This is a genomic window from Pseudomonas sp. ICMP 3272, assembly GCF_001466905.1.
GTDB lineage: Bacteria > Pseudomonadota > Gammaproteobacteria > Pseudomonadales > Pseudomonadaceae > Aquipseudomonas > Aquipseudomonas amygdali.
Window position 1 is genome coordinate 1 of sequence record NZ_LKEK01000002.1, and the last position, 12588, is coordinate 12588.

Here is a 12588-nt window from a genome sequence, read left to right on the forward strand (position 1 = left end):
CAGGACTCAGCCGTCACTAACGTCGCACTCTGCGTCGTCAGTGCCATCGCGGTTGAAAAGCACTTTAAAGCAGGTGGCTAAGACACGGCTTAGATACTAATGACGATCGTGCCGACGCTCCGCGTCGGCATGCAGTTCGTGACGCTTTGCGTCACACAGCGGTTCTGTGATATCGGGTAACTTGAGGCTCGACTCAGGCCACCTTGTCATTTACACCTACCAGAACCGCTGCTGAGTCAAACGTCCCCACCACTTAGCAGCCAGTTGATCCGCCGAGGTGGCTGCAGCCATCCCCATGCGTTCCTGAAGGCTCTTGCGTTGCACGTAGTGCAGGTGAAACACATCTGCATCCTTGGCGCGCTCGGCCAGGTACTCGTCGCTGGTCTTGAGTTCGTCGACCAGCAGTTTGTCGACCGCTGCCATGCCCAGCCATACCTCACCCGTCGCCACTTCGTCGATGGACAACTGCGGGCGGTAGCTGGCAACGAAGTTCTTGAACAGGTCGTGGGTGATGTCCAGGTCCTGCTGGAATTTCTCGCGACCCTTCTCGGTGTTTTCGCCAAACACCGTCAGGGTGCGTTTGTATTCACCAGCGGTCAGCACTTCAAAATCGATGTCGTGCTTCTTCAGCAAGCGATTGACGTTGGGCAACTGCGCAACAACGCCGATGGACCCGAGAATGGCGAACGGTGCGCTGATGATCTTGTTGCCGATGCAGGCCATCATGTACCCGCCACTGGCCGCGACCTTGTCGATGCATACGGTCAACGGAATACCGGCCTGCCGAATGCGTGCCAGTTGCGAGGACGCCAGACCGTAGCTGTGCACCATGCCGCCACCGCTTTCCAGACGCAGGACCACTTCGTCCTTGTCGGTGGCCAGGGTCAGCAGTGCGGTAATTTCATGACGCATGCTTTCAGTAGCCGAGGCCTTGATGTCACCGTCGAAATCCAGCACATAGACACGGGCTTTTGGCTCGGCCTGCTTTTTTTCTTTTTTCAGGGCCTTGCCCTGCTCTTTGCGCAGTGCCTTGAGGCGCTCCTTGTCGAGCAAGGATTGCTCAAGCCGCTCACGCAGGCCTTTATAGAAGTCATTGAGCCGGGTGACCTGGAGTTGCCCTGCCGTTTTGCGACGCCCCTTGCCACGCATGGACGCAATGGCAACCAGCACCACCACGATGGCGATTACCAGCGTCACGGTTTTAGCCAGAAAACTTGCGTAATCGACAACGAAATCCACGAATATCCCTCATTTGCGTCAGGCCCTTACCAATCAAGGGCCCCAATGAATGCAGCATACCGACGCCCTGTGCGACGCACCAGCTATCGAGCCGTTACAAACCATTAAAACGATGATTTCAAACGAGCGTATGTTTTTTCATTGACAGTCGCCCGGCATCCCTCATAACCTCGACCCACCTTCAACGTACCGAGACGACACGGACGTGGGCAGCATCTACCTGATACGACATGGCCAGGCCTCATTTGGTGCAGACGATTACGACGTCCTGTCGCCTATGGGTGTTCGTCAGTCACAGGTGCTGGGGGCTCACCTCGCGCAGTCGGGCATGACCTTTGACCGGTGTGTATCGGGTGAGCTTCTGCGCCAGAAAGACACCGCACAGCATGTGCTGGGCCAGTACACCGAAGCAGGTATCGAAACGCCTCCCGTGCAGCTCGACAGCGCTTTCGATGAATTCGACGCTGAGGGCGTGATCAGGGCGTTGATACCCGCGATGCTTGTCGATGAGCCGCAAGCGCTGGATATTCTGCGCGACGTCGCTGGCAACCCTGCAGGGTTTCACCGGTTGTTCAACCTGATCACCAAACGTTGGCTGAGTGGCGAGCACGACACGCCGGGGCTGCAAAGCTGGCAAGGTTTCGTGGACCGCGTCAAGGCAGGCCTGGACAGAATTCTTCAGGACGCAGGTCCACATGAGCGCATTGCCGTGTTCACGTCCGGCGGCACCATTACTGCCCTGCTCCACCTTGTTACCGGAATGCCTGCAGCAAAGGCACTGGAGCTGCACTGGCATATCGTCAACACTTCGCTGCATCAGCTCAAATTCAAAGGCAACGACGTTACCCTGGCTTCCTTCAACGGTTACACACACTTGCAACTGCTGAAGACGCCGGCGCTCATTACCTATCGCTGAGCCCGGCCAATCGCGTCCTTGCGGACGCAAGTACTCACCACAAAAGGATCAAGACATGACCTCAGTAGCAGACGCCGTACAAACCATGAAGAACAAGTTCAACCCGGCTGCTGCTGCCGGTCTGGACCTGGTCTTCGGTTTCAATATTACCGACGAAGACAAACACTACGCCCTGATCGTCAAGGACAGCACCTGCGAATTGCAGGAAGGCGAGAACCCGGACGCCAACGTGACCCTGGTCATGGACAGCGCAACCCTCAAGGGCATTGTCAGCGGCGAGACTGATGGCATGCAGGCGTTCATGGGCGGCAAGTTGCGCGCCGAAGGCGACATGATGCTGGCCATGAAGCTCAGCGAACTGTTCCCGGTGTAAACACCTGGCGCTTTGCAGGTAGCACCACCAAAAAACCGAAGCCCCGCCGGCTTCGGTTTTTTTGTCTGTGCCGTTCTGTACAAAGCAGCAATCAGAGCCGCTGATTGCCCGGCAACACGCTAGTCTATAACGCTGCCGCGAGCTTGCTCGCGAATCAGACGATCATTAGATTAGTCAATAGTTTGAGCTGACCATAATAAACACAAGGTATACGTATGGCACTGACTGACCAGTCCACCGGGATTCGCAGCGGCGAAGAACTGGACGCCTCTTTGATAGATCCGTACCTGAAGGCGCATCTGGCGGATCTGCATGGCACCCCGGCGATCAGTCAGTTCCCCGGAGGCGCATCGAACCTGACCTACCTGATTCAGTACCCCGAGCGCGAGTTGGTGCTGCGGCGCCCACCGTTCGGACACAAGGCGCGATCGGCACATGACATGGGTCGTGAATACCGCATTCTCAACCAGCTCAGGAATGCCTTCCCCTACTGTCCGCAAGCGTACCTGCACTGCACGGATGAGTCGGTGATCGGCTCGGAGTTTTACGTGATGCAGCGCGTCAAGGGCATCATCCTGCGCTCTGACCTGCCGCCCGAGCTGGCGCTGGATGCACGACAGACCGAAGACCTGTGCAAGAGCTTCATCAACAAACTGGTGGACTTGCACCGCGTTGACTTCCGGGCGTGCGGCCTGGGTGATCTGGGCAAGCCCCAGGGTTACGTGCAGCGGCAGATTTCGGGCTGGACCGAGCGTTATGAAAAAGCGCGAACCCCTGACGCCCCGGCATGGCAGCAGGTCCAGGCCTGGCTGGCAGACAAAATGCCCGCCGACTCGCCCATCTCCAGCATCGTGCATAACGACTATCGCTTCGACAATGTGATCCTCGATCCTGACAACCCGATGAACATCATCGGCGTGCTGGACTGGGAACTGACCACGCTCGGTGATCCGCTGATGGACCTGGGCAATACCCTCGCCTACTGGGTCCAGGCTGACGACCCGCTACCGGTTCAGTTGACGCGCCGCCAGCCGAGCAATGCGCCCGGCATGCTGACGCGCCAGGCGTTCGTCGACTATTACGCCGAGCGTTCGGGCATCCATATCGACAATTTCGACTTCTACTACACCTACGGCCTGTTTCGTCTGGCCGGTATCGTGCAACAGATTTACTACCGGTTTTTCCATGGACAGACTCAGGACAAGCGCTTTGCCCGGTTCATTGACATGAACAGGCTGCTGGAGCAGATGAGCCTGAATGTGATCACCAAATCCAGCCTTTGACCGCTAACGCCAAGACAAGGAAACGACATGTCCAGAACCCAGCTTTTCGACCTTGATGGCAAGGTTGCTTTTGTTTCAGGTGCCAGCCGGGGAATCGGTGAAGCCATTGCCAGGCTGCTCGCTCAGCAAGGCGCACATGTTGTTGTGTCGAGCCGCAAGCTCGACGGGTGTCAGGCGGTTGCCGACGCCATCATCAGCGAGGGCGGCAAGGCAACGGCGATTGCCTGCCATATCGGCGAGATGGAGCAGATAACCAGCGTTTTCGCCCAGATTCGCGAGCAATTCGGACGCCTGGATATACTGGTCAACAACGCCGCCACCAACCCGCAGTTCTGCAATGTGCTGGACACCGACCTCAGCGCGTTTCAAAAGACCATCGACGTGAATATTCGCGGCTATTTCTTCATGTCGGCAGAAGCCGGCAAGCTGATGCGCGAAGGCGGCGGTGGCAGCATCATCAATGTTGCATCCATCAATGCGGTGTCGCCAGGTGCCTATCAAGGTGTCTATTCAATGACCAAGGCGGCGGTGGTCAACATGACCAAGGTGTTCGCCAAGGAATGCGCCGAGTTCGGAATTCGCTGCAACGCTCTGCTGCCGGGTCTCACAGATACCCGATTTGCATCGGCGCTGGTCAAGAACGATGCGATTCTCAATATGGCTCTGGCGCAGATTCCGCTGAAACGCGTCGCAGCGCCCAGCGAAATGGCTGGCGCGGTCCTGTATCTGGCGAGCGCAGCATCCAGCTACACCACCGGCGTAGCGCTTAATGTAGACGGCGGATTTTTATCTTGATGGCTTGAACTGACTGCCACGCCGAAAAATGAATTAATTTTCCATATTTTAAATTTATGGAATATATTTTCCGCATAACAACAATCCTCTCTGGAGAATGTCATGCGGGAATCCCCTTCTACGTCGCAGGCGCAACTGGGCATCGGGCTGATCGGCACCGGTTTCATGGGCCGTGCCCACGCGCTGGCCTTCGGCAATGCCAATGCCGCCCTTGATCTGCCGGCACGCATTCGGCTGACCGCCGTTGCGGATGCGGACAGCGTCAGGGCCGAGCAGTGCGCCAGCGCCTGGGGCTTCGATCACAGCCACGCTGACTGGCAGCACCTGATCAGTGATCCGCAGGTGCAGATCGTGGCGATCACGACACCCAATCACCTGCACTTCCCCATGGCCATGGCCGCCATCGCTGCAGGCAAGGCGGTGTATTGCGAAAAACCGCTGGCGGTAAGCCTCGCCCAGGCCGACGAAATGCGCCGTAGCGCCAAGGCCGCCGGGGTTGTTACTCAGGTTGGCTACAACTACCAGCACAACCCGATGATCGGCCTTGCCAGGGAAATGATCGACGCGGGCGAACTGGGCGATATCGTCAGTTTTCAGGGTGAGTTCAGCGAGGACTTCATGGCTAGTCCGTCTTCCCCTTGGTCGTGGCGTTGCGAAGCGGCCCATGCGGGCGGCGCGCTGGCCGATCTGGGCAGTCACTTGCTGGCGATGGCTCGCCATTTGCTGGGCGATGTCGAAGCGGTCTGCGCAGACTCCAGCACCGTACACCGCCAACGCCCTGCGAGTAACGGAAGCCAGGAAATGCGCAGCATCGCAGTGGATGACCAGACCCACGCACTGCTGCGTTTTGCCAATGGTGCGCGCGGAACGTTCAGTAGCAGTTGGCTGAAACACGGCTACAAAAACCACCTGAGTTTTGAAATCAGCGGCACCAAGGGCACACTGGCATTCGATCAGGAGCGCCTTAACGAACTGCGCATCTATCGCACTGGCGCAGTTGGGCGCGATGGTTTTCAACGTCTTCTGGCAGGTCCTGCGCAACCCGGTTACGCGGCGTTCTGCCCGGCTCCGGGTCACCAGCTGGGTTACAACGAACTCAAGGCACTTGAGGTACAGGCACTGATTCTTGCGGTATGCGGCAAGGGCAGCCGTGGTCCGGACTTCGAAGAAGCCTGGCAGATCGAGCGTCTGGCGACTGCCATTCGCCTCGCCGCCGCCGAACAGCGCTGGGTTGCGCTCAGCGATATCTGACTTCCTGCAACGCTTGGCAAGGGGGTAGAATGCGCCACATTCAGGCAGCCATTCTGCCCCCTCCCGCCTTTCCTATAAGCACGCTTGCCACCATGCCTTTTGAACTCAGCGTCGACCTGACCACCCTCGCCATTCTTGCTGTCGTTGCGTTCATCGCGGGTTTTATAGACGCCATCGCCGGTGGCGGCGGACTGCTTACCACACCCGCCCTGATGACGGCCGGCCTGCCGCCGCATCTGGTGCTGGGTACCAACAAGCTCAGTTCGACGTTCGGCTCGGCAACCGCCAGCTTCACGTTCTATCGCCGCAAACTGTTTCACCCCAGGCAGTGGATACACGCAGTGGTTGGCACTGCGGTGGGTGCCGCAGTTGGCGCGGTCATTGCGCATTACCTGCCCGCCGAATGGCTGAACCAGATGCTGCCGGTCATTGTCTTCGGTTGCGGGCTGTACTTGCTGTTTGGCGGCACGCCCAAGGCACCATTGGACAGCAACGCGCCGATCAAAAAGAAATGGCAACTGCCACAAGGGCTGGGGCTGGGCTTCTATGACGGTGTTGCAGGGCCGGGTACCGGTGCCTTCTGGACAGTCAGCACGCTGCTGCTTTACCCGGTGGATCTGGTCAAGGCCAGCGGCGTGGCACGCAGCATGAATTTCGTCAGCAATGCCGTGGCACTTTCGGTGTTCATATTTTCCGGCCAGGTGGACTACATCATCGGCCTGAGCATGGGCCTTGCGGTAATGCTGGGTGCCTACTTCGGCGCAGGCACTGCAATCAAGGGCGGTGCCAAGTTCATCCGCCCTGTGTTCATCACCGTGGTATTGGGCCTGACCGTGCGCCTAGCCTGGCAGCACTGGTTCGGGGGCGCCTGAGCGCTCGGCCAGATACGCCTCGATAAGATAGCGGGCGATAGAGCGGTTGGCCGGTAACGGCGGCAAGTCATCGACATGAAACCAGCGTGCGTCTTCGATTTCTTCCACCTGGGGCACTATGTCACCGCTGTCATATTCGGCATGGAAGCCAAGCATCATCGAATGCGGAAACGGCCAGCACTGGCTGCCCATGTATTTCAGATTCTTGATGCGCACCTGCACTTCTTCCATCACTTCGCGGTGCACGCAGTCTTCGGCAGACTCGCCCGGCTCTACAAACCCGGCCAGCGCGCTGTACATGCCGCTGACAAAACGTGGTGAGCGGGCCAGCAGTATTTCATCACCCCGCGTAACCAGCACAATCATACTCGGGGAAATACGCGGGTACAGACGCAGGTTGTCGTGCTCGCAGAACATCGCCCGCTCTCCGCGGATCTGCACCGTCGCACGACCACAGGCCCCGCAAAAGCGATGTTCTCTGGCCCAGGTGCTGACTTGCGCGGCGTAGCCGAGCATCTGGAAGACCGCAAAATCGCCTTCCAGCATGAACTGACGCAAGCCTTGCCAGGAACAGCCCTCGACCGCAACCGAGCGCTCAAGAACCAGCAGGTAGACAGGCTCACCCTCAAAATAGCCGATGCCGTGCTCGCTCTGCACTGGCAAATCCAGCCCCGCCAGCCAGCCTCTGGGGAACATTACCCCGTTGCTATCCAGCAAAAACCCCTGATCACTCTGGACCACAGCCAAACCACCATCGGCCTCGACATCCAGAACTGCAGTTGTCCAACGCTCCGGGCGCGCCATGGAAAAACTCCTTTGCTCAGACTCGAGCTCTATCATGAATCAATTATCGAAGACCGGCTTGTGCTTGTTCATCTGCGCAACCATCGCCAGCTTCAGGTCAGGTGATTGCAGCATGGCTGCGTTCCAGATGGCAACGTGTTCCAGGCCGTCCTCCACTCGGTGATCGCGCATGTAGCTGATCATTTGCTTGGTGCCTTCAATGGCGATGGGTGATTTTCCGGCTATCTCCCGGGCCACCGCGAAGACGCCCTGCAACAGACCTTCCAGGTCATCGAAGGTGCGATTGACCAGACCGATCCTCTGCGCCTCTTCAGCACCGACAGTGCGCCCGGTATAAGCCATTTCGCGCAGCACGCCATCGCCGATGATCCGCGGCAGACGTTGCAGGGTGCCTACATCCGCCGCCATGCCCATGTCGATCTCGCGAATGGCAAACTGGGCGTCGGCGGCGGCGTAACGCATGTCACAGGCCGAAATCAGGTCTATGGCACCACCCAGGCAATAGCCCTGAATGGCAGCCAGAACCGGCTTTCGGCAATTTGCCACTGCCGTGAACGAAGCCTGCATGTCACGGATCTTGCGCCTCAACAGCCGGGCATTACGGCCTGGATCCTTGCCCATCTGGTTGGCAACCGAAGCCAGCAATGCCAGATCGATACCCGACGAAAAGTGCTTACCCGCTCCGCTGAGTATTACTACCCGAACTTCGTCATTGCGCTCGATCCAGTCGAATATGCCGATTATTTCGGTCCAGAACGCCTCGTTCATTGCGTTGAGCTTTTCAGGCCGGTTGATCTGTACGTGAGCAATGCTGTCAGCCAGTTCGACCCGGAAACTTTGATAATCGGTCACGACGTGATCCTCAGGGCATGATGAGTGTTCAGGCGCTGGACTATAACAACAGCTGCGTAATCATCGTAACCGGGCTTAAGTGACATTTGCCGGACCGTCCGCCAGCCGCTCTTCTATATTCACTGTACCCGCTACCGTTAAATAGTGTGAACGGTCAGAATGCAGGGAGGTCCAGTAATCAGTGATAGCAAAACCTATATAGGTTATTAGAGGGCGATACTTGAATACGTCAAAAGCGGCAACCGGTATTGAAGGTCTGGATGACATCCTTGCGGGTGGTCTTTCACGCAGTCATGTTTTTCTCCTTGAAGGAGAACCCGGAACCGGCAAGACAACCGTGGCACTGCAGTTTCTGCAGGCAGGCGCAGCAGCGGGTGAAATATCGCTGTACATCACCCTGTCCGAGACTGAAAGCGAGCTACGCTCGGGTGCCGCCTCACATGGCTGGGAGCTTGACGAGCAAATCAATATCTTCGAGCTGACGCCGCCTGAAAGCCTGCTTGATGCGGACCACCATCAAAGCCTGCTGTACTCCTCGGATCTGGAGCTGGGCGAAGCGACGCGGCAGATATTCGAGGTTGTCGAGCGGGTCAAACCCTCTCGCGTGGTGATCGACAGCCTCTCGGAAATTCGTCTTCTGGCGCAAAGTTCATTGCGCTACAGACGCCAGATTCTGGCGATCAAACATTACTTCACGCGTTATAACGCGACGGTATTGCTGCTCGATGACCTGACCACCGAAGCGCTGGATAAAACCGTACACAGTGTCGCCCACGGGGTTATCCGTCTCGAAGCGCTGACACCTACCTATGGTGCCGAGCGCAGACGGTTGAAGATCGTCAAATACCGCGGCCAGAAGTACCGCGGCGGTTTCCACGACTTCAACATCGCCGAGAACGGCATCCATGTATTCCCACGTCTGGTAGCGGCCGAACACCGTTCCGATTACGCCCGCACTCAGGTCAGCAGTGGCATCACGGAGCTGGACGATCTGCTGGGCGGCGGTATAGAAAGCGGCTCCAGCACGCTTATTCTAGGCCCTGCCGGGACCGGGAAATCGCTCATTTCGCTGGTTTTCGCGGTGCAGGCAGTGGCACGTGGCGAGCGCGTGGGGCTGTTCATATTCGACGAAGAAATGGGCCTGCTGTTCGAACGCATGCTCAAGCTCGGCATTGACCTGCGGGCGCTTCAGGAGACCGGCAATCTGGTGGTCGAGCAGATCGACGCGGCAGAGCTTTCTCCTGGCGAATTTGCGCATCGCGTAAGGCGTGCAGTGGACCGCAAGCAGATAAAAACAGTGATCATCGACAGCATCAATGGTTATCAGGCGGCAATGCCGGAAGAGAGCGCGCTGGTTCTGCACATGCATGAGCTTCTGCTCTACCTCAACCGCCAGGGTGCGTCGACCTTCATGACCGTTGCACAACACGGGCTGGTCGGCGACATGCGCTCACCGGTCGACATAACCTACCTTGCCGACAGCGTTATTCTGTTGCGTTACTTCGAAGCCTTGGGTCAGGTGCGTCGCGCGATATCCATCATCAAGAAGCGCACGGGCACTCACGAGTCCACTATTCGTGAATACCGCATCAGTGCCAGCGGTCTGAAGATCGGTGAGCCGCTTGAAGCCTTTCAGGGCGTACTGCGCGGGGTGCCTTCATACTTTGGCGACAAGAAACCGCTGCTTGAGGATGACGACCTGTGAGTATTCCAGGACTGTTGTCGGAGCGCGCAATCATTCTAGCGCCGAGAGGTCGAGACAGTCAGATCGCTATGCGGATCCTCGATGAGGCCGGCTACCTGGCAACGGTGGCCCAGGACTTGTTCGAACTGGTCAAAGAGTTGAGCGCGGGCGCAGGCCTGGCAATCATCGCCGATGAGGCGTTGCGTAATAGTGACATTAAACCGCTGCTGGACCTCATCGGTCGCCAGCCGGCGTGGTCGGATCTGCCTATCGTCCTGATGACTCATCATGGTGGCCCGGATCATAATCCGTCTGCACGGATGGGTAATCTGCTGGGCAATGTGACCTTTCTCGAGCGCCCCTTTCATCCTGTGACACTGGTCAGCCTGGTCGTCACGGCTGTGCGCGGTCGCAGGCGTCAGTATGAAGCGCGGGCACGCATGGAGGACCTGCACGAAAGTGAAGGCCGTCTGCAGAATGCGCTGAAGGCTGGCAGGCTGGGCTCGTGGTTGCTGGAAGCGGAATACCTCAAACTGACTTGTTCGGATATTACTAAAAGTCACTATGGCCGCAACGAGCAGGACACGTTCAATTACGAAGACTGGCTCGCCGCTGTGTATTTCGAAGATCAGCCCAGAATGCAGTCGGCGCTTCAGCGCAGCCTGGACACCGGTGTCGATCTGATCATCGAATACCGCAACGTCTGGCCGGATGGCTCACTCAGTTGGGTCGATGTGCGCGCTCGCGCCATTCGCGGCAAGAACGGTCTGGTCAGCTCTCTGGCGGGTGTGACCTCGGACATCACCGAGCGCAAGCAAGCCGAGTCGCAATTGCGACGCCTCAATGAAACACTCGAGCAACAGGTTGAAGAACGCACCTCGCAGTTACGCCATAAGGAAGACATTCTTCGTCAGTCACAGAAAATGGAAGCAGTCGGCCAATTGACCGGCGGCATTGCTCATGACTTCAACAACATGCTGACCGGTATCATCGGCAGCCTGGAATTAATAAGAAGACGGCTGGCACGGGGTAATATCGAGGACCTCAACAGCCTGATCGACCTGGGAGTGACCTCGGCGAACCGTGCCGCAGCACTTACCCACCGCCTGCTGGCATTCTCGCGGCGCCAGTCACTGGACTCCAAGCCGGTGGAGATGAACCGCCTGGTCAATGCCATGGACGAATTGCTGCAGCGCAGTGTCAACGAAAGCATACATTTGCAACTGCGCATGGCCAGCGATCTGTGGACCGCAGAAGCGGACCCAAACCAACTGGAGAGCGCCCTGCTCAACCTGGTGCTCAATGCCCGCGATGCAATGCCCGACGGCGGCACGCTGGTGGTCGAGACCTTCAATCAGCAGTTGGACAGGTCGTTTACCAATGCCCATGAGAACCTGCTGCCCGGTGATTACGTGGTGCTGAGCGTCAGTGACAATGGCTGCGGCATGCCGGAAACAGTGATCAGCCGTGCATTTGACCCGTTCTTTACAACCAAGCCTATCGGTCAGGGCACCGGCCTGGGTCTTTCAATGATCTATGGTTTCAGCAAACAGTCGCATGGTCATGTTTCAATCAAGAGTGAAGTAGGCCAAGGCACCACGGTACAGCTGTTCCTGCCGCGCTTTAAGGGGCTTGCAGATGAAGCCGAGCAGAGTTTCCAGAGCAATGCCGTTTACGCCGAAAATGGCGAAACCGTGCTGATCGTCGAAGACGACCCGGCTGTCCGGACGCTGGTCAGTGAGGTACTGAGCGAGTTGGGTTACACCTTCATCGAGGCCGGCGAAGCACTGGACGCCGTGCCGATACTGGAATCAGGCCAGCGTATTGATCTGCTGATCAGCGATGTAGGGCTGCCGGGCATGAATGGCCGGCAGCTTGCAGAAATCGCCAGGCAGCTGCGACCGGAACTCAAAGTGTTGTTCATCACCGGTTATGCAGAGCATGCCGCCGTCCGCGGAGGCTTTCTGGATAACGGTATGCAACTGATTACCAAACCCTTTGCGTTCGACCACCTGACCTCGAAAGTGCGGGAAATGATAGAAGCCTGAGAAACGCTCAGGCTGTGCATGACTCCGACCTGTAAGACGGCCTGCTCACTCGACGGTTAAAGCGCGTCTTCAGGCCAGCAGTTCCTGAATACGCGAATGCAGCGTTTCCATGGTGAACGGTTTGGCGAGAATGGGTGCCTTCAGCGCAATCGGGCTGCCCGAATCGAGTATTTCCGCCGGATAGCCGCTGATGAAGATCACTTTCAACTCCGGTCGAAGCATCACCGCAGGCTCGGCAATCTGTACACCCGAGATACCACCCGGCAGCCGATAATCGGTGATCATCAGGTCAAGGTGGGGTTTGGTCGCCAGAATCTCGAAAGCCTGCTCGCCATTCTCGGCTTTCAGGACACGATAACCCTCTCCAGACAGATAATCGGCCAGAAGCATCAGGATCAGGGGTTCGTCTTCGACGATTAATACGACGTTTTCTGCATCAGCGCTCATTGAACTGCCTTTGATCTTATAAAT

General features: G+C 57.6%; 12 protein-coding genes. 8 read left to right on the top strand and 4 right to left on the bottom strand.

What is annotated here, in order from left to right; translation table 11 throughout:
- Nucleotides 1-216: 216 nt before the first annotated feature.
- The gene (gene sohB, locus AO068_RS01520; RefSeq protein WP_058401476.1) at nucleotides 217-1239 is read right to left on the bottom strand and encodes a protease SohB; all 1023 of its coding nucleotides are present in this window, start codon (nucleotides 1237-1239) and stop codon (nucleotides 217-219) included.
- A 205-nt stretch (nucleotides 1240-1444) separates the two neighbouring features.
- On the opposite strand from sohB, the gene AO068_RS01525 reads away from it, so the two are divergent.
- The 6 genes from AO068_RS01525 to AO068_RS01550 all read left to right on the top strand — a co-directional run bounded on the left by AO068_RS01525 (nucleotide 1445) and on the right by AO068_RS01550 (nucleotide 6729).
- Complete coding sequence (locus tag AO068_RS01525) at nucleotides 1445-2155, top strand: histidine phosphatase family protein (RefSeq protein ID WP_058401475.1); 711 nt, start codon at nucleotides 1445-1447, stop codon at nucleotides 2153-2155.
- A gap of 55 nt (nucleotides 2156-2210) precedes the next feature.
- Nucleotides 2211-2528: an SCP2 sterol-binding domain-containing protein gene (locus tag AO068_RS01530; RefSeq protein ID WP_058401474.1), complete on the top strand. Its 318-nt coding sequence runs from the start codon at nucleotides 2211-2213 to the stop codon at nucleotides 2526-2528.
- Between the two features lie 215 nt (nucleotides 2529-2743).
- Complete coding sequence (locus tag AO068_RS01535) at nucleotides 2744-3811, top strand: phosphotransferase family protein (RefSeq protein WP_058407463.1); 1068 nt, start codon at nucleotides 2744-2746, stop codon at nucleotides 3809-3811.
- Nucleotides 3812-3838: 27 nt separating this feature from the next.
- On the top strand, nucleotides 3839-4606 hold the full coding sequence (locus AO068_RS01540; RefSeq protein ID WP_058407464.1) for an SDR family oxidoreductase: 768 nt from the start codon (nucleotides 3839-3841) through the stop codon (nucleotides 4604-4606).
- Nucleotides 4607-4708: 102 nt separating this feature from the next.
- On the top strand, nucleotides 4709-5857 hold the full coding sequence (locus AO068_RS01545; protein ID WP_058407465.1) for a Gfo/Idh/MocA family protein: 1149 nt from the start codon (nucleotides 4709-4711) through the stop codon (nucleotides 5855-5857).
- A gap of 92 nt (nucleotides 5858-5949) precedes the next feature.
- Entirely contained in the window at nucleotides 5950-6729 is a 780-nt protein-coding gene (locus AO068_RS01550) for a TSUP family transporter (protein ID WP_058401471.1), read from the top strand.
- Here AO068_RS01550 and nudC read toward each other — a convergent pair.
- Both nudC and AO068_RS01560 read right to left on the bottom strand, forming a co-directional pair.
- The gene (gene nudC / locus AO068_RS01555) at nucleotides 6697-7533 is read right to left on the bottom strand and encodes an NAD(+) diphosphatase (protein WP_058407466.1); all 837 of its coding nucleotides are present in this window, start codon (nucleotides 7531-7533) and stop codon (nucleotides 6697-6699) included. The genes AO068_RS01550 and nudC overlap by 33 nt on opposite strands.
- Nucleotides 7534-7572: 39 nt before the next feature.
- Nucleotides 7573-8385 (bottom strand): crotonase/enoyl-CoA hydratase family protein, encoded by an 813-nt coding sequence (locus AO068_RS01560; RefSeq protein WP_058401469.1) that lies wholly within the window; start codon nucleotides 8383-8385, stop codon nucleotides 7573-7575.
- 220 nt (nucleotides 8386-8605) lie between these two features.
- On the opposite strand from AO068_RS01560, the gene AO068_RS01565 reads away from it, so the two are divergent.
- Together AO068_RS01565 and AO068_RS01570 are read left to right on the top strand one after the other, a co-directional pair.
- Nucleotides 8606-10090 (top strand): ATPase domain-containing protein, encoded by a 1485-nt coding sequence (locus AO068_RS01565; protein ID WP_058401468.1) that lies wholly within the window; start codon nucleotides 8606-8608, stop codon nucleotides 10088-10090.
- On the top strand, nucleotides 10087-12117 hold the full coding sequence (locus AO068_RS01570; protein WP_058407467.1) for a hybrid sensor histidine kinase/response regulator: 2031 nt from the start codon (nucleotides 10087-10089) through the stop codon (nucleotides 12115-12117). Before AO068_RS01565 ends, AO068_RS01570 begins: the two co-directional genes overlap by 4 nt.
- Nucleotides 12118-12186: 69 nt before the next feature.
- Here AO068_RS01570 and AO068_RS01575 read toward each other — a convergent pair whose 3' ends face one another.
- Nucleotides 12187-12564 carry a response regulator gene (locus AO068_RS01575; RefSeq protein ID WP_054986020.1) on the bottom strand — a complete coding sequence of 126 codons (378 nt, stop codon included), beginning with the start codon at nucleotides 12562-12564 and terminating at the stop codon, nucleotides 12187-12189.
- Between the last annotated feature and the right edge of the window lie 24 nt (nucleotides 12565-12588).